Raw genomic sequence first — 19,031 nt, forward strand, 5'->3', positions numbered from 1 at the left:
CTTGGCCGAACCCGCCGCACGATCGATTTCAGAAGACCCTGCTAGGGCCTGTTTCGCTTCGCCGATGCATCGACCGCAGCCAACGCCGCGATTCAGCGTGCCACGCGCCGACAGCAAAGCGCGACGCGCGATGCAAAAAGGTCGGGCAGTCGAGCAAAAAGCCTCGGGGGCCGAGTTCTGAGCCTCGACCGTCGAGCAAAAAGCTGGACACACGGAGCAAAAAGCTCGACACGCCGAGCAAATAGCTCGACACGCGGAGCAAATAGCTCGACACGCGGAGCAAAAAGCTCGGCACGCGGAGCAAAAAGCTCGGCATGCGGAGCAAATAGCTCCAAACGTCGAGCTTCGATCTCCGCGAGTCGAGCTAAAAGCCCCGCGAGTGCGGGTTCTTCAGCGCATCCAGGGCGCGTCGGCCATCGTGGCGTGTTTGCCGTAGCGTGCCACCGCCTCACGCACCACGGCGTGATCCAGTTCACCGTCGTCGGCGAGCGCCTTCAGTGCGGCGATGACGATGGATGCGCGGTCCACTTCGAAGAACTCGCGCAACGCCCGGCGCGAATCGCTGCGGCCGAAGCCGTCGGTGCCGAGCGTGACGTAGCGGCGCGGCACGTGCGCACGGATCAGCTCCGGCACGGCGCGCACATAGTCGGTGGCGGCAACGACGGGGCCGCGCGATGCGCGCAAGACGGTTTCCACATACGAAGGCGCGGCTTCGCCGCCCAGACGGGCAACGCGCTCGGCAGCGATGGCCTCGCGGTGCAGCTCGGAAAAGCTCGTCACGCTCCAGGTGGCAGCGTCGATGTTCCAGTCGTCCTGGAGCATCTGCGCGGCGGCCATGACTTCGCCCAGGATGGCGCCGGAGCCCAGCAACTGCACGCGCGCGGTCGGCATGCTTTGCGGTGCCAGCGGATACATCCCTTTGAGAATGCCCTCGCGCAGGTCGCCCTCCGGCATCGACGGCTGCGCGTAGTTCTCGTTCGTCACCGTCAGGTAGTAGAACGTGTCCTCCTGGCGCTCCAGCATCGCGCGCATGCCTTCGTCGAGGATGACGGCCACCTCGTAGGCAAAGGCCGGGTCCCACGCGCGGCAATTGGGCACGGTGGATGCGGCAAGATGGCTCGCGCCGTCCTGATGCTGCAGGCCCTCACCGCCGAGCGTTGTCTTGCCGGCGGTGGCACCGATCAGGAAGCCGCGCGCACGCTGGTCCGCCGCTGCCCAGATGAGATCGCCGATGCGCTGGAAGCCGAACATCGAGTAGTAGATGTAGAACGGCAGCATCGGCAGATCGTGCGTGCTGTAGGCGGTGGCGGCGGCAATCCACGACGAGATGGCGCCGGCCTCCGAGATGCCTTCCTCCAGGATTTGCCCGCCCGTGTCTTCGCGGTAATACAGCATCGAACCCAGATCTTCCGGTTCGTATTGCTGGCCCAGCGGCGAATAGATGCCCACCTGGCGGAACATGCTCGCCATGCCGAACGTGCGCGCCTCGTCCGCCACCACCGGCACCATGCGCGGGCCCAGCGTGTCGTCTTTCAGCAGGTTGCCGAACATCCGCACGATCGCCATCGTGGTCGACATCTCGCGCCCCTCGGCTTGCAGCGCGAATTGTCCCCAGGATGGCAACGCAGGCACGGTCAGCGCCTGTGTTGCCGCCTTCCGCCGTCTGGGCAGATAGCCTCCGAGGGCAGCCCGGCGCGCATGTAGGTATTGCATCTCCGGGCTGTCTGGCGCTGGCTTGTAAAACTTCAATTGCTCGACGTCGGTGTCGGACAGCGGCAGGCGGAAGCGATCGCGAAACGCCTTGAGCTGATCGACATCGAGCTTCTTCTGCTGATGCGTCGTCATCCGGCCTTGCCCAACGCTGCCCATGCCGAAGCCTTTCATCGTCTTGGCGAGGATCACCGTGGGTTGGCCCTTGTGCTGCAGCGCGCGGGCATAGGCGGCGTGGAGCTTGCGCACGTCGTGGCCGCCGCGGCGCAGGCGGTCGATGTCTTCGTTGCTGAAATGCGAGACGAGCGCGGCAAGTTCCGGGTTTTGGCCGAAGAAGCGCTCCCGGTTGTAGGCGCCGTCGTTGGCGGAGAAGGTCTGGAACTGCCCGTCGACGGTCTGCGCGAATGCACGCAGCAAGGCCCCCGAATGGTCGCGGGCGAAGAGGGCATCCCAGTCCGAACCCCACAGCACCTTGATGACGTTCCAGCCGGCACCGGTGAACTGCGCTTCGAGTTCGTCGACGATGCGGCCATTGCCGCGCACGGGGCCGTCGAGCCGCTGCAGGTTGCAGTTGATGACGAACACGATGTTGTCGAGCCGCTCGCGTGCCGCCAGCGATAGCGCGCCGATCGATTCCGGCTCGTCCATTTCACCGTCGCCAAAGAAGCCCCACACCTTGCGTTCTGCGGTCTGCAGCAGCCCGCGGTTGTGCAGGTAGCGCATGAAGCGCGCCTGGTAGATCGCATTGATTGGCCCGATGCCCATCGACCCGGTCGGGAACTGCCAGAACTCGGGCATCAACCACGGATGCGGATACGAGCACAGCCCCGGCCCGGTGATTTCGCGCCGATAGTGTTGGAGGTGCGTTTCACTCAGGAAGCCTTCGAGATACGCACGTGCGTAGACACCGGGCGACGAGTGCGGCTGGAAGTAGACGAGATCGCTGCCGTGCGCCGCGTTGTCTGCCCGGAAGAAATGATTGAAGCCGACTTCGAACAGATCGGCGGCCGATGCGTAGCTGGCGATGTGCCCGCCCAGCTCGCCGTAGGCCTGGTTGGCGCGCACGACCATGGCGAGTGCGTTCCAGCGCAGCGCGGCGGCCAGCCGCTCTTCGGTATCGATGTCGCCGGGATACGGCGGCTGGGCCTCAACGGGGATCGTGTTGACGTAAGGCGTGACGCGGGCGAGGGCGGTGCCGACGCCCAGCTTTGCGGCGCGCTCCGCCAGACGGTCAAACAGGAACTGCGCGCGCGCGGTGCCGGCATGCTGGACGACGGCTTCCAATGCGTCGAGCCATTCGGCGGTTTCCCCTGGGTCGCTGTCTTCGGTGCGATGCGCGAGGGAGCGCATCGACGCGGCTCCTGTCGATAAATCCGTCATGACGGGTCCTGCCTGAAGGAAGGATGGGAAGGCGGGCCGTGATCACGCGATGCACGCCCGCGCCCGAATGCGCCGCGGCGGCGGCGCTGCATCAACCGTTGCGGAAGATGAAGCTGTAAGCGTTGAGTGCCGGCACGCCGCCCAGGTGGGCGTAGAGCACGCGCGAGCCCTCAGGAAATTCACCGTTGCGCACCATGTCGATCATGCCGTGCATGGATTTCCCTTCGTACACCGGGTCGGTGAGCATGGCTTCCTGGCGTGCGCACAGGCGAATGGCTTCCAGCGTGCCCTCATTGGGCAGGCCGTATTCCGGGCCGCCGTAGCGCGTGTCGAGCACCACGTCTTTCTCGGTGATGTCGCGGCCCAGGTCGACAAGTTCGGCGGTGTGCTGCGCGATGCGGAGGATCTGCGCGCGCGTCTGTTCGGGCTTGGCCGAGGCATCGATGCCGATCACCTTGTCGGCCCGGCCATCCGCCGCAAAGCCGACGACCATGCCGGCTTGCGTGCTGCCCGTGACGGAACACACCACGATGTAGTCGAACTTGAAGCCCAGCTCCGCTTCCTGCTGGCGCACTTCTTCGGCAAAGCCGACAAAGCCCAGACCGCCGAGCGGGTGCTCGGAGCAGCCGGCCGGAATCGGGAACGGCTTGCCGCCGCGCTTGCGCACGTCTTCCATGGCTTGTTCCCAGCTGGGCCGGATCCCGATGTCGAAGCCCGCGGCATCGAGGCGCACGTCGGCGCCCATGATGCGCGACATCTCGATATTGCCGACGCGGTCATACACGGCGTCGGAGTAGTTCACCCAGTTCTCTTGCACCAGCACGCACTTGAGGCCCAGGTGCGCTGCCACGGCGGCCACTTGGCGCGTCTGGTTCGACTGAATGCCGCCAATGGACACCAGCGTGTCGTACCCGCCTTCCAGCGCTTCAGGGACCAGGTATTCGAGCTTGCGCGTCTTGTTGCCGCCGAAGGCCAGGCCGCTGTTGCAGTCTTCGCGCTTGGCAAACAGCTCCACCTTGCCACCCAGGTGCGCGCTCAATCGTTTGAGCGGCTGGATGGGCGTCGGGCCGAACGTCAGGGGATAACGGGGAAATCGCTGCAGGTTCATGAGGTGGCTCCTTCAGTGCCGCAAATGGCGGGATGTCGGAAACCAATGGTACGCAGAACGCTACGAAATGAGGTTGCAAAGATCGTCTACTATCCGGAACGTAACGTGTAGTAGATCGGAATTGAAATCTATTTATTTCTTGGAAATGAAAAAGAGCGAAACAAAATTGCAGGAAGATTCTGGCGCGTCGGCGGCTTCTGCGCGCCACGCCTTGGATCGCACCGATCGCGCGATTCTCAGGGCGCTCCAGCGCGATGCGTCCATCTCGAACGTGGCGCTTGCGGCCAAGGTGAACCTCAGCCCGCCGGCCTGCCTGCGCCGTGTGGAACGGCTCAAGGAGCTGGGGCTGATCAAGGGGATTGTTGCGCTGCTCGATCCGCGTGCGCTGGATCTGGGGTCGCTGGTGATGATCGGCGTCGTGCTGGATCGCTCGACGCCGGAATCATTCACGGCATTTGAAAAGGCGGTGCAGAAGGTGCCCGGTTGCCTGGAATGCCACGTCGTCACGGGCGAATTCGATTACTTCATGCTCGTGCGCACGAAAGACAACGAAGGCTACAACCGGCTCCACGCCGAGCAACTGCTGTATCTGCCGGGCGTGCGGCAGATCCGGACGTTCATGGTGCTCAAGCAGGTGCTGTCGACGACGGAGCTTCCGGTGGCTTAGCCGGGCGAGGCTGAGGCTCGGCCCTTGCGCTGCTCCATCAGACGGTTCCACAGCATGCCGGCCCGGTTGCCGCTCCTGCAATACGCGAGGATGGGCTTGGGCAGCGTGTCGACCAAGGCGCCGAATGCTGCGACTTCTGCATCGCCAATGCCGTTCGGCTCGACCGGCAGGTAGCGCGCTTCCAGGCCCAGTTCGCGGGCGGCAGCGGCAATGTCTTCAAAGGCGGGCTGATCGATGCTTTCGCCATCCGGGCGGTTGCAGATCACCGAGCGGAAACCGGCGTTGCGGATGGCCTTCAGGTCCGCCGGCATGATCTGCGGCGCAGGGGTCAAGCCGCTGGACGCCGTAGCGCGGCATTGCGCGATCGCGCGCTGGAAGCACGCCGCGGCAAAGTCGACGTCCTGTTCGGTCGCAAAGCGGCCCAGGCTGATGCGCACGGTGCGGCCGGCGGCATCGGCATCCAGGCCGATGGCCGTCAGCACGTGCGATGGTGTGCCCGCTGCGGAGTTGCACGCCGATGTGGACGACACGGCAAGGTCATCGCCGAGCATCATCGGCATGAAGCCCGGCGCGTTGACCGTCAGGCTGAGGGTGTGGGGAATGCGTCGAGCCACGTCGGCGTTCTGCACCACGTCGCCGAGGGCGAGCATCGCTGCCTTCAGCCGCTGGCTCAGCGCACCAATGCGAGCGGTTTCGTGCTCCAGTTCAACGGCCGCCAATTCACACGCCACGCCCATGCCGACAATCTGATGCGTCGCCAGCGTGCCCGAGCGCAGACCACGCTCGTGGCCGCCGCCGTGGATTTGCGGCGCAATGCGCGAGGCGATGTCGCGGCGGACATACAGCGCGCCGATCCCCTTGGGCCCATAGACCTTGTGGGCAGACATCGAGAGCATGTCGATGCCGAGCGCGCGCACATCGATCGGCGTCTTGCCGAGTGCCTGTGCGGCGTCGACGTGGAACAGCGCGCCGGCTGCATGCACGATCTGCGCGATCGCGCCAACGTCGGTCAGCGTGCCCAGCTCGTTGTTCACCAGCATGAGCGAGACGAGCCCGGTGTCGGGCGTCATCGCAGCGGCCACGGCGTCGGGCGAAATTTCGCCGTCGCGTGTTGGCGAGAGATACGTCACCGAACAGCCACGCGCCGCCAGGTTCGCCATCGTGTCGAGAATGGCCTTGTGTTCGATGCGACTCGTGATGAGGTGGCGCTTGCTGGTGGCGGCGTCTGCGTAGCCCTTCAGCGCGAGGTTGTTGGATTCGGTGGCGCCCGACGTCCAGATGATCTCGTCGGCATCGGCGCCAATGAGGGCGGCAACTTGCTCGCGCGCTTGCTCGACCTTGTTCCGCGCAACGCGGCCGGTCGCATGCGAACTCGACGCCGGGTTGCCGAAGGCGCCTTCCATGCCCAGGCAGGCGGTCATGGCTGCAATCACGCGAGGGTCGGCCGGCGTGGTGGCTGCGTAGTCGAGGTAGTGGAGGGTGTTGCTGTCGCTCATTTTCGGTTCTGTGCTGCGGTGGAGGCAGGGAAAATGATACGGCGGACAGCCCAGAAAATTAATTCAAAGTTTCCTGGCAAATGCTCGATATGGCAGAAAATGTTCCCTAGAATTCAGGCTTTATAGAAGAAAATTTCTCTACCGAAATGGACGCCATTGACCGCGAACTACTGAGGCTGCTGCAGGCCGATGCGACGCTGCCCATCGCCGAGCTTGCGCAGCGCGTGAACCTCTCGCAGACGCCGTGCTGGAAGCGGGTGCAGCGGCTCAAGGACACGGGCGTCATCCGCGCGCAAGTGGCGCTGTGCGACGCGCGCAAGCTGGGCGTCGGCACCACGGTGTTCGTGGCCGTGCGCACCGATCAACACACCGAGAAATGGGCGCAGCGTTTCACGCAGGTGGTGCGCGATATGCCGGAGGTGGTGGAGGTCTACCGGATGAGCGGCGAGATGGACTATCTGCTGCGCGTTGCGGTGGCGGGCATCGAAGACTACGACCGCGTGTACAAGCACCTCATCAAGTCCGTGCCGCTGTCGGATGTGAGTTCATCGTTCTCGATGGAGCAGATCAAGTATTCGACGGCCTTGCCGGTGCGGGATGGGGGGCAGGGGGATTGAGGGTGCGCCGGTGGCGCAGGCCGTCGATGTCTCGCTTGGGTGGCGCGCCGAACAGGCGGCTGTATTCGCGGCTGAACTGCGACGGGCTTTCGTAGCCGACCTTGAATGCCGCGCTCGCTGCGTCCAGGTGTTCGTTCAACATCAGCCGCTTGGCTTCATTCAAGCGCAGCCATTTCTGATACTGCAGCGGGCTCATTGAGGTGAGCTGGCGAAAGTGATGGTGGAATGTCGGCGCACTCATCTGCACGCGCGCGGCGAGCGCTTCAATGCGCAGCGGCAGCATGAAGTTCTGCTTCAGCCAATCGATGGCTTTGGTGATGCGATAGCCCTGGCTGTCGACCGAGGCAATCTGCCGGAGCCGGCCGGCTTGATCGCTGGTTAGCAATCGGTAGTGGATCTCACGCTGGATCAACGGGGCGAGTGCCGGGATGGCGTCAGGCTCGTCCAGCAGCGCCAGCAGGCGCGTGAACGGGGCAAGGATGGTGGGCGTTGCCGTGCCGAGCCCCGCGCTCATCCCGACCGAGCGGTCGCGTGGCGGCGGCAGGCCTCCTTGCGCGATGAGTTCGGCCAGCATGCGCAAATCCAGCTTCAGGACCAGACCGAGGCAGGGCTGCTCGCAACTGGCCACTTTCACTTCCGATGCGGCCGGCAGATCCAACGACGTGATCAGGAAATGCGACGTGTCATACGGATACGCCTCCCCGCCGATCAGCATCTGCTTTGCGCCCTGAGACACGAGAACGATGCTCGGCTCGACCACGCAAAAAGAGGGCGGCGCCGGAGTTTCACGTCGAAAGAAAACGAGGTCGCCAATGGGCGTGGAGTAGTCGCCCGGCCCGGTCGTGTGCGCCGCGATGATACGGGACAGCACAGCGTGTGCCGCGTCGCGCTCTCGTTGCATGTCGTCGGTCAATGTCATGCGAATGAAACCTCCTTGGCGGACTTTACTGCGGGGGCAGCGTGCCGACCACAAAAACCGCGGCGGCTCATCGGATCAGGCAAGAAAACCAGCGGAATGCGCTATCGGTTCCTTGGGCGGCCTGAAGAGAATGCCCTATCCGTCAACGAACAATCCACGGAAGACACCATGCAGATTCATGCCTATGGCGCCCACGCCGGCGACAAACCTCTCGAACCGCTCCAGATCACGCGCCGCAGCCCCGGTGCGCACGACGTCCAGATCGACATTGCGTATTGCGGCATCTGCCATTCAGACTTGCACCAAGTGCGTGCGGAGTGGGCCGGCACGCAGTTTCCGTGTGTGCCTGGGCACGAGATCGTCGGCCGCGTTTCCGCTGTCGGCGCGCACGTGTCAGGTTTCGCGGTGGGTGACCTGGTTGGTGTCGGCTGTATTGTCGACAGCTGCCGGCACTGTGAAGAGTGCGAAGCCGGTCTGGAGAACTACTGCGACAGCATGGTCGGCACCTATAACGGACCGACGGCAGATGCACCGGGCTGGACGCTCGGCGGCTACTCCGAAAAGATCGTCGTGGATGAACGCTACGTGCTGCGCATTCGGCATCCGGAAGAGCAGCTAGCCGCCGTGGCACCGCTGCTGTGCGCGGGCATCACGACCTATTCGCCGCTACGCCACTGGAATGCCGGCCCTGGCAAGAAAGTCGGCGTGGTCGGTATCGGCGGTCTCGGCCACATGGGTATCAAGCTTGCGCACGCCATGGGCGCGCACGTGGTGGCGTTCACCACGTCCGAATCCAAACGCGAAGCCGCCAAGGCGCTGGGCGCCGATGAAGTTGTGGTGTCACGCAATGCCGGCGAGATGGGCGCCCATGCCAAGAGCTTCGACTTCATCCTCAATACCGTGGCAGCGCCGCATGACTTGGATGCGTTGCTCGCCCTCCTCAAGCGCGACGGCACGATGACGCTGGTCGGCGCGCCGGCCACGCCGCATCCGTCGCCCAACGTGTTCAATCTGATCATGAAGCGGCGCTCGCTTGCTGGCTCGCTGATCGGCGGCATTCCCGAAACCCAGGAGATGCTCGATTTCTGCGCGGAGCACGGCATCGTCTCCGACATCGAGTTGATCCGCGCAGACCAGATCAACGACGCCTACGAACGCATGCTTAAGGGCGACGTGAAGTACCGCTTCGTGATCGACAGCGCAACGCTGGCTGGTTGAGCGATCTGATCTGTCATAACGGGAGTGTAGGGCGAGTTGGATGGATGCCCACTGCCGCACCGGCGGTGCATCGTGCGCCGGTGCGGTTTCGCATGACAACCCAAACTGACGGGCAGCCTACGCTTTTTGTGAACGTGGGGCTCTTCAGTGCTCCCGCGCCCAACGTTCAACAAGGTCTGCCGGAATCGCCTGAAACACCTCATCAAAGCGCTTGCCGGTCAGCCGTTCGGCTTGCTCGAGCAGAAGCGCCACAGGGCTACTCGGCTCATGCGCCTCAAACCAGATCCGGGCGGTTCGAATGGAGGCAAGGGCGGTATTACGGTCCATGACGGGCTCAGGTGGGTTGCTATCAAGCGGCGTTACTACCGGGCCCTCGGTGGTGGTGCCCATCAAGCCTTGTGAGGCGGCTGGCGAGCGTTCCGAGATCGGACGTGCAATCACAGTAGGTGCTGCCGGTGGCGACGCACCAGTCACCGTATCCAGCAGTCGCAACAAGGTGCCCAGGTCAGGGTAGTCGTCCGGAAGGTGATGTCGCGCCCAAGAGTCGATCGATGACGCAAAGGCTTGCGCCTCGTCCAGCGCGGACAGTACTGCGTCGTTTTGTTTGCGCAGTTCGTGGAGCTGGTGCCGCACTGACTCCGGCGCCACGGCGTCTGCCGCGCGTGGAGTGCTCAATGATCGCTCGACGTCGCGCACTCGCAGGCGCAGCGCGCCGTTGGTTGAGATCGCCAGGTCCCGCACGTCTTGCATCAGCCCTAGCGGATCGGCCAAGGCGGCCAGTGCGTTAGCACGCACGGCCGGGTCCGCTTCACCGTCCACCACCACTTGCGGGTATATGGTCTCCGGCCATGTCTCAAGCAATCGACACAGAATGGCCAGCCCGTCCCGCAAGCCAATTGCCTGGTCCAACCGGACCCGGCTCCGCACCAGCAGCACGAGGGTACGAATATCCCGCGTGCGCAGCAGTAAGCGACGGCAGTCCCGCTCGACTTCCGTCCAGCCGGAATTTGTGCTGCCGGTCTGGCACCATCGCGCCCAACATGGCGCCTTGCCCCATCATGCTGGGTGCGCCCGGATGCCCCAATTGAGAAAGCTCGTCTGGGTCAACCGCAATCCAGTGCAGAACAAACTCCTCAAGATGGACCGGCACGCCAAAGAAATGGGCCAGCGTCGCGGCAATGCCGTCCGGGCAGCGCGATTCGCGCACGTGGTGAGCGCTGGCGGCCAACCGCGCATGCGGTGGCAACGGGCTTCCTGCAATCTCGTCTGGAGGCACTGTCCGCGCAATTGGTCAAGCAGCGTGAATCGTTGGGGGATCGCATTGCGCGCGCGCTGGCTCCCGAGGCCGGCGTGGCCCCGGTCGGCATCAGCACAAAAGACGATCGAATCTATCTCGCCTTCAATAGCGATGAAGGTTTCGCCTCCGGCCGAGCAGATCTCACGCCGACGCTCGCGCGCCAGCTTGACCGGCTTGCCACCGTGCTCGCCGACACGCGTGGCAAGGTCACCGTGCTCGGGCACACCGACGATGCCCCCGGACCGCGCGATCGCATGGAGTCGAACCTCGCGCTGTCAACCGCACGCGCCAGGGCGGTGGGGCGGCATCTGCAAGAGAGCGGGATCACCTCGGACCGCTTGTCCATCATTGGTCGTGGCGTGAAAGATCCCGTTGGAGATAACCGCACCGCCGCGGGTAGGGCGTTGAACCGGCGCGTGGAGATCGTTCTTGAAAGCGTGCCAAATTCACAGCCAACAGGCCCTCAGCGATAGGGGCAAGGAGGCTAATCTGTACGGCGAGTGGGGGGAGGCAGTGGCGTTGGTGGTCAGTCGAGATCGTGGGATACGTGCCAAGGATGCAACCTGAGCACACTTTCCCGTGCTCACTCGTTAAATCGTCGCGGTGACGCTCAACGTAAGTGCTTGATCCATAAGGATCGGTGGCCTGCCCAGAGGGATTCGAACCCCCGACCGTCGGCTTAGAAGGCCGATGCTCTATCCAACTGAGCTATGGGCAGATATGCAGACATGCAGGCTGCCCAGGCAACCCAAAAACGCGCGGCCTCCGGGTACCTGGGAGGCCGCGATTCTAACAGATGGGATGTTGCGCAGCGCTAGTGCTGGGGCGGGATTTCCGGTGGTAGCTCCCCGGGTGGCAGTTCGATTGGGGGTGTTTGGGGTTGAGGGTCGTGCACCGGGTCGTGGGCCGGTTCGTCGGGCGGCGGCATTTCCGGCGGCGGGTGCGGGGGCTGTTCGGGGGGCTGCGGCGGCGTGATGTGGGCACGCTTGGTCAGATCAGGCGAAGCGGGCATGGGCTGCCTCCATACGTGGGTCGAGTTTCGGGTTTGCCCTAATCGAGCCCGCAAGCGTCGTTCCCGCGCATCATCCAAAAGGTGATACCTAAAATACGTACCCCCCAATTGGGGGGATTTTTGATACATTTCGTGGCGTCGGGTAGTGCCACACAACAATAACGTTTCATTCGAAATTCCGCGCAATGACGCGGGACACCGTGCCTACGCACGCCAAACGGGCGTGACGAAGCCTTTTCGGTTCGGACCAGACGGGAAAAGAGGGAGTCTTGTTTGGGCAGCCAGGGAGCAATCCATGGGGCTGCTGTGTTTCGCCATGGCTGCAGGGGGCTGGGCGAGGCGCTAGCCATGGGGCAGGGAGGAAACCACAATGAGCACACGTCATGCACGACGCCCGGCAGGGTCGTCACGTAGCACTTACATCCGTAGCGCCCAGAGCGGGCGCATCGGTGACCGTTCCAACACCGGCGATCATCGTCTGCCGCCCAGCGGCGTACCGCGCATGCTGTTGTGGATGCTGGCCGCGACAGTTCTCTTCGCGGTGGCGAACTACACGCTGAAGCTGTTCGGCTGAAGCAAGGCAGAATCGCCTTACAACACCTTCCCCGGATTCATCAGGCCGCGCGGGTCCAATGCCTGCTTGATCGCACGCATCGCCGCCAGTTCAACGGGGCTCTTGTAGCGCGCGTTGTCTTCGCGCTTGAGTTGCCCGATGCCGTGTTCGGCCGAAATTGAGCCGCCATGCGCATGCACGCTGTCGTGCACGATGCGGTTGATGCCGTCCTGATTGGCCAGGAACGCGTCGTGCGCATGGCCTTCCGGCGGCGATACGTTGTAGTGCAGGTTGCCGTCGCCGAGGTGGCCGAACGTCACCATGCGGATGTTGGGGTAGGCCGCGGCCAGCGCGCGGTCGGTCATGTCAATGAAGTCGGCAATGCGCGAAATCGGCACCCCAATGTCGTGCTTGATGTTCTTGCCTTCATCGGCCTGCGCCAGCGGAATATGTTCGCGCAGGCTCCAGAAGTCGCGCGACTGGGCTACCGATTCCGCCACCGCCGCATCGTCGATCACGCCGCGCGCGAGCGCGTCTTCCATGAGCGATTCGAACAGCGTGCGCGCGTGCTCTTCGCTTTCCAGATCGGACAGTTCCAGCAGCACGTATTGTGGATATGCCTGCGTGAAGGGCACGCGCAACTGCGGGTAATGCTTGCGCACCAGCTCCAGGCAAAACGCCGACATCAGCTCGAAGCCCGTCAGCAGCGTCCCTGCGTGGCCCTGCGCCAGCGATAGAAACTCCAGTGCCTGACGCGGCGATTGCAGCGCCGCCAGCGCCGTCACCTTGGCGCGCGGTTGGGGAAACAGCTTCAGCATCGCACCGGTGATGATGCCGAGCGTGCCTTCTGCGCCGATCAATAGGTCACGCAAGTCGTAACCCGTGTTGTCCTTGCGCAGGCCGCGCAGGCCGTTCCACAGTTCGCCGTTGGGCAGAACTGCTTCGATGCCCAGGCACAATTCGCGCGCGTTGCCGTAGCGCAAGACGGCGGTGCCGCCGGCGTTGGTCGAAAGATTGCCGCCGATCGTGCAACTGCCCTCGGCTGCCAGGCTTAGCGGGAAGAGTCGGCCCGCATCGGCGGCGGCCTGCTGCACGTTGGCCAGGATGCAGCCGGCATCCACGGTGATGGTGTTGTTGATCGGGTCGACGGCGCGCACGCGCTGCATGCGCTGCAACGAGATCACCACCGCGTTGCCTTCCATGTCGGGCGTGGCGCCCCCGCACAAGCCGGTGTTGCCGCCTTGCGGCACGATCGGCACGCCATGTTCGCCGCACAGACGCACGAGCGCAGCCACTTCGTCAGCGCTGGCGGGGCGCAATACTGCGCGTGCGCGACCCGAGAAACGCTTGCGCCAATCGGTGAGGTAAGGCGCCTGGTCTTCCGGTGCGGTCAGGACGTGCGTTGCACCGATGGCATCAATGCAGGCTTGCAGGAATGCATCGTGAGTCATGTCGGGTCAGGTGCCGTGGCCGGCGCGGGCTTTCGCAGCGCGCTTGAACGGGCGCAGGTAAAAGATGGTTGCGGTGAAGAACACCACGCTGAGTACGACCTCGCCCCAAGCTAGCGAGCGCGACAGCCCAACGTCCGATGTCGCCCGTACGATGCCCTCGGTAAAGAACAGCAGGATGAACATCGACGCCCATTGCATCGTGTAGCGGTTCTTGCGCAGGACACCGGGCAGCGGCCACGCCAGCAGCAGCGCCTTGAGCGCCAGCCACGAGCCGCCGGGGCGCACGGGCGCGAGCCACAGCTCCCACGCGGCGCATAGGACGATCAATACGATGAGGCTGCCTGCACTGAGCAGCGCCAGTGCCCGGGATTCGGCGACGACGTTGTTGGCGGGGGTCATGCGGCGAGCTTGAGAGCGGTCTGCGCCAGCCTCCGGCCCATGGCCGTGGCGAGCGTGCGTTCGTGGGCGGTAAGCGGTGCGGTATCGCCGCGATGCGCAACGTGTGACGGCCCGTACGGTGTGCCGCCGGCATCGGTGGAAAGCAGTTCGCTGTGCTGATACGGCAGACCTAGCACGACCATGCCGTGGTGCAGCAGCGGCAGCATCATCGAGAGCAGGGTGGTTTCCTGCCCGCCATGCATGCTGCCTGTGGAGGTGAACACGCATGCCGGTTTGCCGGCCAGCGCGCCCGCCAGCCATTGCGGCGTGGTGCCATCCAGGAAGTACTTGAGCGGTGCAGCCATGTTGCCAAAGCGCGTGGGCGAGCCCAGCGCCAGGCCCACGCATTCCTCCAGGTCGCGTACTTCGACGTAAGGCGGCCCGCTATCGGGCACGTCGGGCTGCGTGACTTCGCAGACGGTGGAGACGGCGGGCACCGTGCGCACCCGCGCTTGGGCGCCGTCGACGCTTTCAATGCCTTGCGCAATGGCTTCGGCCAATGCGCGCGTGCTGCCGTGACGGCTGTAGTACAAGACCAGGATATCTTTCATAACAAAGCGTTGAGAGCGTCGCGGTATTATAGTTGCGCCCCCCAACCCCGCCTCCCGCCTCATTTTTCATGCTTTTCAACACCCGTGCGCTTCGTCAATGGAATGCCGCCAAGCTGCGTGCGCTGGCGCGTTACGCCCTGCGCCGCGCCGGTGAAGACCACCTGCCGCAAGTGGCCAGCAGCCTGACATTCACGACAGTGCTGTCGCTGGTGCCCATCCTGACGGTGGCGTTTGCGCTGTTCACGGCATTCCCGATGTTCAAGAGCTTCCGGGCGGACATCGAAGGCTACATGTTCAGCAATCTCGTGCCGGGCAGCATCAGCCGGCCGATCCTGACGTATCTCAATCAGTTTTCAAGCAACGCCAAGGGGCTGACGGCAGCAGGCCTGATCGGCCTGGTCGTGACGTCGGTGATGACCATGCTGACCGTCGAGAACGCATTGAACGCCATCTGGCGCGTGCGCCATCGACGGCCGCTCGCGCAGCGCGTTCTGGTGTTCTGGGCGCTGATGACATTTGCGCCGGTGCTGATCGGCGCGAGCCTGTCGGTCAGTTCGTACCTCGTGTCGATCTCGGCGGGCTATGTGCACAAGCTGCCGTTCGGCCTGGGCGTGATCGTGAGCCTGGTGCCGATCCTGCTTTCGGCGATTGCGTTTGCGATGCTTTACGTGTTCGTGCCGAATACCAATGTGGAACGGCGCGATGCCTTCGTTGCCGGCCTGATTGCAGCGGCGGCGTTTGAAATTGCCAAGCGCGTTTTTGGCGCGTACGTCGCGCATATCCCCACATACACAGCTGTCTACGGCGCGTTTGCCACGCTACCGATCTTCCTGACGTGGATCTATGTGAGCTGGCTGGTGACGTTGCTCGGCGCGACCATCGCATCGACGCTGCCGATCATCCGCCAGGGCTACTGGCAGCGCCGCACATTTCCGGGCAGCGAGTTCTTTGATGCGCTCGGTGTCCTGTTGCTGCTGTATCGCGCACGCGAACAGGCGCCGCGTACGGTGGCCGAACGCGATATCGGCCGGCGCCTGCAATTGGAAGCCGATTACCTGGTCGACCTGCTGACCAAGCTGAAGGCGCTGCACCTGATCGGCAAGCTACAACAGGATCGCGGCGAGGCCCATTGGGCGCTGCTGTGCGATGCGCACACGACCACGCTGCGACCGCTCTATGAAAGGCTGGTGCTGAACCTGCCACGCTTGCCGCGCACCGCCCTGGCACGCCACCTGGGTAGCACGCACGCGCTGGTCAGCCAACTGCAGAATCCGGCGCTCGACGCCACGTTGGAGAGCGTTTTCACGACGGGCGAACGCGGCGTGGCGGCGGCAGCGCAGGCGGCTACCGCACCGGCGGCGTCTGCAATGGCCGCTGCCAGCGCCGACGCCTGACGCCTCAGAACGGGATCTTCCCCGTCCAGATGTCGCGGTACATCACCCAGTCGCCTATCAGGCTGTAGAACGGATGGCGAAACGTGGCGGGCCGGTTCTTCTCGAATCCGAAGTGCCCGACCCACGCGAACGCGTAACCGCTCACGGCCGCGCCCAGCAGCCACCACAGGTTGCCCGTGAAAACCAGCAGGAGCAGGCATACCAACGCGACCGTCGAACCGGCAAAGTGCAGGCGCCGGCAGGTGCGATCCTGGTGCTCGCTCAGGTAATACGGATAGAACTCAGCGAAGCTGCCGAAGCTTTGGGTGTCGGTGGTGGCCATGATGCGTCTCCGGGAGGCGACTGCGACTTATGCGACGACCGGGTCTCGTTCGCGCGCAAAGGCGATCAGCGCGTCGAGTGTGCCGTCTGGGCATTCTCCCATGATCGCGTGCCCGCCTGGCAGCCCGACAACGCGGCTGCCGGCCAATCCTGCTGCAACCTGGCGGCCAGCTTTCGCCGGCGTCATCTGGTCTTTCTCTCCAACGATTACGAGTGACGGGCACTTCACGGCCGCCATGGCTTCGGTGCCACGTGCATAGGCGTTGCAGGCCGCAAAGTCTGTGTGGAAGACGGGCGCCTCGGTACCGTGCGCAATCCGCTCCATCAGCCGCTGGCTGCCGCCATGCATCCAGAAGCCTGGCCCGGGCGACGATGGTTTGTTTGCGAGGCTGGAATGCGACCACGTATTCACCATGTCAATGGCGCTGGCCGTGTTGTTGAGCGCCGCATCGAGCAGCGCATCCGACACCTTCATCGGCCAAGCCGTTGCCACCAGGGCGACGCGGCGCACGCGACTTGCGTACCGTGACGCGCACTCCAGTGCAATCAACGAGCCCATGCTGTGGCCGACGACGATGACTGGCTCCTCGACGCCAGCCGCGTGCACCAGTGTCATCACCCAGTCGGCCATGGCTTCCACCGTCTGCAGCGGGGCGCCAGCGCTGCGGCCGTGTCCGGGCAGATCCACCGCCAGTACGCTGAAGCCGTGGTGCGCAAACCAGCGCGTCTGCAGCCCCCAGACCGAATGGTCGTTCTGCGCGCCATGCACGAACACGACGCACGGCAATTCGGCGTTGAACGGCTTGCCGCCGGTGTAGGCGTAGGCGCGATCGCCTTGTACGGTCCATTCCATTAGCGGGCTCCCGTTGCGTTGGCAGCGGCTTTGCCCGGCGCGGCGGACATCGCGCGCTCGGCGGCTTTCAGGCCGCGCTTGAGATCGTCGATCAGGTCGTCGGCGTCTTCCAGACCGATGGACAGGCGGATCGTGCCTTCGCTGATGCCGGCTGCAGCCAGCGCGTCGGCATCCATGCGGAAGTGCGTCGTCGATGCGGGGTGGATGACCAGCGAGCGCGCATCGCCCACGTTGGCAAGGTGCGAGAACAGGCCGAGCGATTCGATGAACTGCTGGCCGGCACGCCGATCGCCACGCAGATCGAAGCTGAACACCGCACCGCAGCCGCGTGGCAGCAGTCGCTTGGCCAACGCGTGGTCGGGGTGCGATTCCAGCTCGGGGTAGGCGACCGACGCCACCATCGGATGGCTCGCCAGGAAGGCGACGATGCGGCGGGCGTTGTCCACGTGCCGTGCCATGCGCAGGGGCAGTGTTTCGATGCCTTGCAGCAGTTGCCACGCGGCCATCGGGTTCATGCAGGCGCCGAAGTCGCGCAGGCCCTCTCGGCGCGCGCGCAGCAGGAAGGGCGCGACAGTGCTTTCCTCGGCAAACACCATGTCGTGGAAACCCGTGTACGGTTCGGTCAGCTCGGGGTGCTTGCCGGCGGCCACGTAGTCGAACGTGCCGCCATCGACCAGCACGCCGCCGATGGTCGTGCCGTGTCCACCCAGGAACTTGGTGGCCGAGTGGTAGACGAGATCCGCGCCATGCGCGAAGGGCTGCAGCAGCCAAGGCGTGGTGAAGGTGGAGTCGACCAGCAGCGGCACACCTGCGTCATGGGCAATCGATGCAATGGTCGGGATGTCGAGCACATCCAAGCCAGGATTGCCGAGCGTCTCACCAAACAGCAGGCGGGTGTTCGGGCGAATGGACGCGCGCCAGCCGTCGATGTCGCCGGGCTTGACGAAGGTCGTCTCGATACCGAAGCGGCGCAGCGTGTAATGCAGCAGGTTGTGCGAGCCGCCATACAGCGCGGAGGAGGCGACGATATGCGAACCGGCGCCCATCAGCGTGACGATGGCCAGATGCAGCGCCGCCTGGCCCGACGCTGTAGCGATGGCGCCTACGCCGTTTTCCAGCGCAGCCATGCGCTCCTCGAACACGGCAACGGTCGGGTTGGAGATGCGCGAATAGACGTGGCCCGCGCGTTCCATATTGAACAATGACGCCGCGTGTTCGCTGTCGCGGAACACAAACGACGTGCTCAGGTGGATGGGCGTGGCGCGCGCGCCGGTGGCCGGGTCGGGTGCGGCACCGGCATGCAGGGCCAGCGTGTCGAAGCGGGCTTTGGACATGGATTCAAGCACCCGGAATGGGCGCGGGAGCGGATTTGGACGGGGCATGCTAGCACTGCTCCCTGTTGCAGCGCATTCCGGGCAAACGCCGAGCGGGCGCGGTTTTTGACAGGTTTTTTCTGCGCTGCATGCTTGTCGAAGCGATCCGGTTTGGGCTAGGATCGAAGCACAACCATAACGACAACCCGCGCGCGGTCGCTCCCCCGGCAGACCGGCACCCCGAACTCTGGGAGACGCAACATGAAAGTCAGCGACATCCTCCACGTGAAGGGCAACACGCTCTACACCGTGGCACCTGAAACCAAGCTCCAGGTGGCAGTGCAGACGATGGCGGAAAAAGACATCGGCTCGCTTGTGGTCATGGAGTACGGCGAACTGGTCGGCATGCTGACCTTCCGAGAAATCATCAAGGTTGTTGCCAAGAACCACGGTTCCGTGGGCGAGGGCACGACCATCCGCAAGGTGATGGACGATCATCCCGTTACCTGCACGCCCGAAACCGAGGTCAATGAAGTGCGCCGCATCATGCTGGAGCACCATGTGCGCTACCTGCCGGTGCTCGACAGCCGCACGCTGATGGGCGTGATTTCCTTCTACGACGTGGCCAAGGCCGTGTTGGAGGACCAAAGTTTCGAAAACAAGATGCTCAAGGCGTACATTCGCGACTGGCCCGAAGAAAAGGCCAACGAAGACTGATCTGCGCGATCTCTTT

The 19,031-nt window shown here is 64.1% G+C and carries 18 protein-coding genes, 1 tRNA gene and 2 pseudogenes; 8 read left to right on the forward strand and 13 right to left on the reverse strand.

Annotated features, from left to right (window positions below; genetic code table 11):
- Positions 1-199: 199 nt before the first annotated feature.
- A pseudogene (locus tag ACTJK4_RS12335) lies at positions 200-436 on the forward strand (alanine-zipper protein); the annotation flags it as partial.
- Here the strand turns inward: ACTJK4_RS12335 and mdeB are convergent.
- Both mdeB and ACTJK4_RS12345 read right to left on the reverse strand, forming a co-directional pair.
- Positions 391-3,090, reverse strand: a complete 2,700-nt coding sequence (gene mdeB / locus ACTJK4_RS12340; RefSeq protein WP_440818026.1) for an alpha-ketoglutarate dehydrogenase — start codon at positions 3,088-3,090, stop codon at positions 391-393. The pseudogene ACTJK4_RS12335 and the gene mdeB overlap by 46 nt on opposite strands.
- Positions 3,091-3,181: 91 nt before the next feature.
- Positions 3,182-4,198, reverse strand: a complete 1,017-nt coding sequence (locus tag ACTJK4_RS12345; RefSeq protein WP_440818027.1) for a 1-aminocyclopropane-1-carboxylate deaminase — start codon at positions 4,196-4,198, stop codon at positions 3,182-3,184.
- A gap of 145 nt (positions 4,199-4,343) precedes the next feature.
- Here ACTJK4_RS12345 and ACTJK4_RS12350 point away from each other — a divergent pair, with 145 nt between their 5' ends.
- Positions 4,344-4,865 (forward strand): Lrp/AsnC family transcriptional regulator, encoded by a 522-nt coding sequence (locus tag ACTJK4_RS12350; RefSeq protein WP_440818028.1) that lies wholly within the window; start codon positions 4,344-4,346, stop codon positions 4,863-4,865.
- Here ACTJK4_RS12350 and ACTJK4_RS12355 read toward each other — a convergent pair.
- Positions 4,862-6,361, reverse strand: a complete 1,500-nt coding sequence (locus ACTJK4_RS12355) for an aminotransferase class V-fold PLP-dependent enzyme (RefSeq protein WP_440477135.1) — start codon at positions 6,359-6,361, stop codon at positions 4,862-4,864. The genes ACTJK4_RS12350 and ACTJK4_RS12355 overlap by 4 nt on opposite strands.
- A 146-nt stretch (positions 6,362-6,507) precedes the next feature.
- Between ACTJK4_RS12355 and ACTJK4_RS12360 the strand changes: the two genes are divergently transcribed.
- Positions 6,508-6,978, forward strand: coding sequence for an Lrp/AsnC family transcriptional regulator (locus ACTJK4_RS12360; protein ID WP_012435937.1), 471 nt, complete (start codon positions 6,508-6,510; stop codon positions 6,976-6,978).
- On the opposite strand, the gene ACTJK4_RS12365 is transcribed toward ACTJK4_RS12360, so the two are convergent.
- Positions 6,929-7,897, reverse strand: a complete 969-nt coding sequence (locus ACTJK4_RS12365; protein WP_440818157.1) for an AraC family transcriptional regulator N-terminal domain-containing protein — start codon at positions 7,895-7,897, stop codon at positions 6,929-6,931. The two genes, ACTJK4_RS12360 and ACTJK4_RS12365, sit on opposite strands and share 50 nt — an antisense overlap.
- Positions 7,898-8,065: 168 nt before the next feature.
- Here ACTJK4_RS12365 and ACTJK4_RS12370 point away from each other — a divergent pair, with 168 nt between their 5' ends.
- Complete coding sequence (locus ACTJK4_RS12370) at positions 8,066-9,115, forward strand: NAD(P)-dependent alcohol dehydrogenase (protein ID WP_440818029.1); 1,050 nt, start codon at positions 8,066-8,068, stop codon at positions 9,113-9,115.
- Positions 9,116-9,259: 144 nt separating this feature from the next.
- Here ACTJK4_RS12370 and ACTJK4_RS12375 read toward each other — a convergent pair whose 3' ends face one another.
- The gene (locus ACTJK4_RS12375) at positions 9,260-10,081 is read right to left on the reverse strand and encodes an ImpA family type VI secretion system protein (RefSeq protein WP_440818158.1); all 822 of its coding nucleotides are present in this window, start codon (positions 10,079-10,081) and stop codon (positions 9,260-9,262) included.
- Between the two features lie 31 nt (positions 10,082-10,112).
- Positions 10,113-10,382: pseudogene (locus tag ACTJK4_RS12380) on the reverse strand (type VI secretion system baseplate subunit TssG); the annotation flags it as partial.
- Between ACTJK4_RS12380 and ACTJK4_RS12385 the strand changes: the two are divergent.
- Positions 10,355-10,885 (forward strand): OmpA family protein, encoded by a 531-nt coding sequence (locus ACTJK4_RS12385; protein WP_440818030.1) that lies wholly within the window; start codon positions 10,355-10,357, stop codon positions 10,883-10,885. The pseudogene ACTJK4_RS12380 and the gene ACTJK4_RS12385 sit on opposite strands and share 28 nt — an antisense overlap.
- A 168-nt stretch (positions 10,886-11,053) precedes the next feature.
- Here ACTJK4_RS12385 and ACTJK4_RS12390 read toward each other — a convergent pair.
- Positions 11,054-11,130: transfer RNA gene (locus ACTJK4_RS12390), tRNA-Arg, on the reverse strand.
- 664 nt (positions 11,131-11,794) lie between these two features.
- On the opposite strand from ACTJK4_RS12390, the gene ACTJK4_RS12395 reads away from it, so the two are divergent.
- Positions 11,795-11,998, forward strand: a complete 204-nt coding sequence (locus tag ACTJK4_RS12395; protein WP_440818031.1) for a hypothetical protein — start codon at positions 11,795-11,797, stop codon at positions 11,996-11,998.
- A gap of 17 nt (positions 11,999-12,015) precedes the next feature.
- Here ACTJK4_RS12395 and ACTJK4_RS12400 read toward each other — a convergent pair whose 3' ends face one another.
- The 3 genes from ACTJK4_RS12400 to wrbA are packed head-to-tail and all read right to left on the reverse strand — an operon-like array spanning position 12,016 to position 14,417.
- Positions 12,016-13,428 (reverse strand): FAD-binding oxidoreductase, encoded by a 1,413-nt coding sequence (locus ACTJK4_RS12400; RefSeq protein ID WP_440818032.1) that lies wholly within the window; start codon positions 13,426-13,428, stop codon positions 12,016-12,018.
- A 6-nt stretch (positions 13,429-13,434) separates the two neighbouring features.
- Entirely contained in the window at positions 13,435-13,827 is a 393-nt protein-coding gene (locus ACTJK4_RS12405) for a DUF2069 domain-containing protein (RefSeq protein WP_260802350.1), read from the reverse strand.
- Positions 13,824-14,417, reverse strand: coding sequence for an NAD(P)H:quinone oxidoreductase (wrbA, locus tag ACTJK4_RS12410; protein ID WP_260802351.1), 594 nt, complete (start codon positions 14,415-14,417; stop codon positions 13,824-13,826). Before wrbA ends, ACTJK4_RS12405 begins: the two co-directional genes overlap by 4 nt.
- A gap of 68 nt (positions 14,418-14,485) precedes the next feature.
- On the opposite strand from wrbA, the gene ACTJK4_RS12415 reads away from it, so the two are divergent.
- Positions 14,486-15,811 (forward strand): YihY family inner membrane protein, encoded by a 1,326-nt coding sequence (locus ACTJK4_RS12415; protein WP_260802352.1) that lies wholly within the window; start codon positions 14,486-14,488, stop codon positions 15,809-15,811.
- Positions 15,812-15,815: 4 nt separating this feature from the next.
- On the opposite strand, the gene ACTJK4_RS12420 is transcribed toward ACTJK4_RS12415, so the two are convergent.
- Genes ACTJK4_RS12420 through ACTJK4_RS12430 form a run of 3 tightly spaced genes read right to left on the reverse strand, consistent with a single transcriptional unit; the run spans position 15,816 to position 18,319 of the window.
- Positions 15,816-16,133 carry an Mpo1-like protein gene (locus tag ACTJK4_RS12420; RefSeq protein ID WP_232040282.1) on the reverse strand — a complete coding sequence of 106 codons (318 nt, stop codon included), beginning with the start codon at positions 16,131-16,133 and terminating at the stop codon, positions 15,816-15,818.
- Between the two features lie 27 nt (positions 16,134-16,160).
- On the reverse strand, positions 16,161-16,985 hold the full coding sequence (locus ACTJK4_RS12425; RefSeq protein WP_440818033.1) for an alpha/beta fold hydrolase: 825 nt from the start codon (positions 16,983-16,985) through the stop codon (positions 16,161-16,163).
- Positions 16,985-18,319: an O-acetylhomoserine aminocarboxypropyltransferase gene (locus ACTJK4_RS12430; protein WP_440818034.1), complete on the reverse strand. Its 1,335-nt coding sequence runs from the start codon at positions 18,317-18,319 to the stop codon at positions 16,985-16,987. Before ACTJK4_RS12430 ends, ACTJK4_RS12425 begins: the two co-directional genes overlap by 1 nt.
- Positions 18,320-18,559: 240 nt before the next feature.
- Here ACTJK4_RS12430 and ACTJK4_RS12435 point away from each other — a divergent pair, with 240 nt between their 5' ends.
- Positions 18,560-19,015, forward strand: a complete 456-nt coding sequence (locus tag ACTJK4_RS12435) for a CBS domain-containing protein (RefSeq protein WP_004634176.1) — start codon at positions 18,560-18,562, stop codon at positions 19,013-19,015.
- Positions 19,016-19,031: the final 16 nt, after the last annotated feature.

Source organism: Ralstonia sp. 22111 (genome assembly GCF_052045895.1).
GTDB classification, from domain to species: Bacteria; Pseudomonadota; Gammaproteobacteria; order Burkholderiales; family Burkholderiaceae; genus Ralstonia; species Ralstonia wenshanensis.

Coding starts and splice junctions, on each gene's coding strand:
- mdeB (WP_440818026.1), bottom strand. CDS start 3,090: ATGACGGATTTATCGACAGGAGCCGCGTCGATGCGCTCCCTCGCGCAT.
- ACTJK4_RS12345 (WP_440818027.1), bottom strand. CDS start 4,198: ATGAACCTGCAGCGATTTCCCCGTTATCCCCTGACGTTCGGCCCGACG.
- ACTJK4_RS12350 (WP_440818028.1), top strand. CDS start 4,344: ATGAAAAAGAGCGAAACAAAATTGCAGGAAGATTCTGGCGCGTCGGCG.
- ACTJK4_RS12355 (WP_440477135.1), bottom strand. CDS start 6,361: ATGAGCGACAGCAACACCCTCCACTACCTCGACTACGCAGCCACCACG.
- ACTJK4_RS12360 (WP_012435937.1), top strand. CDS start 6,508: ATGGACGCCATTGACCGCGAACTACTGAGGCTGCTGCAGGCCGATGCG.
- ACTJK4_RS12365 (WP_440818157.1), bottom strand. CDS start 7,897: ATGACATTGACCGACGACATGCAACGAGAGCGCGACGCGGCACACGCT.
- ACTJK4_RS12370 (WP_440818029.1), top strand. CDS start 8,066: ATGCAGATTCATGCCTATGGCGCCCACGCCGGCGACAAACCTCTCGAA.
- ACTJK4_RS12395 (WP_440818031.1), top strand. CDS start 11,795: ATGAGCACACGTCATGCACGACGCCCGGCAGGGTCGTCACGTAGCACT.
- ACTJK4_RS12400 (WP_440818032.1), bottom strand. CDS start 13,428: ATGACTCACGATGCATTCCTGCAAGCCTGCATTGATGCCATCGGTGCA.
- ACTJK4_RS12405 (WP_260802350.1), bottom strand. CDS start 13,827: ATGACCCCCGCCAACAACGTCGTCGCCGAATCCCGGGCACTGGCGCTG.
- wrbA (WP_260802351.1), bottom strand. CDS start 14,417: ATGAAAGATATCCTGGTCTTGTACTACAGCCGTCACGGCAGCACGCGC.
- ACTJK4_RS12415 (WP_260802352.1), top strand. CDS start 14,486: ATGCTTTTCAACACCCGTGCGCTTCGTCAATGGAATGCCGCCAAGCTG.
- ACTJK4_RS12420 (WP_232040282.1), bottom strand. CDS start 16,133: ATGGCCACCACCGACACCCAAAGCTTCGGCAGCTTCGCTGAGTTCTAT.
- ACTJK4_RS12425 (WP_440818033.1), bottom strand. CDS start 16,985: ATGGAATGGACCGTACAAGGCGATCGCGCCTACGCCTACACCGGCGGC.
- ACTJK4_RS12430 (WP_440818034.1), bottom strand. CDS start 18,319: ATGTCCAAAGCCCGCTTCGACACGCTGGCCCTGCATGCCGGTGCCGCA.
- ACTJK4_RS12435 (WP_004634176.1), top strand. CDS start 18,560: ATGAAAGTCAGCGACATCCTCCACGTGAAGGGCAACACGCTCTACACC.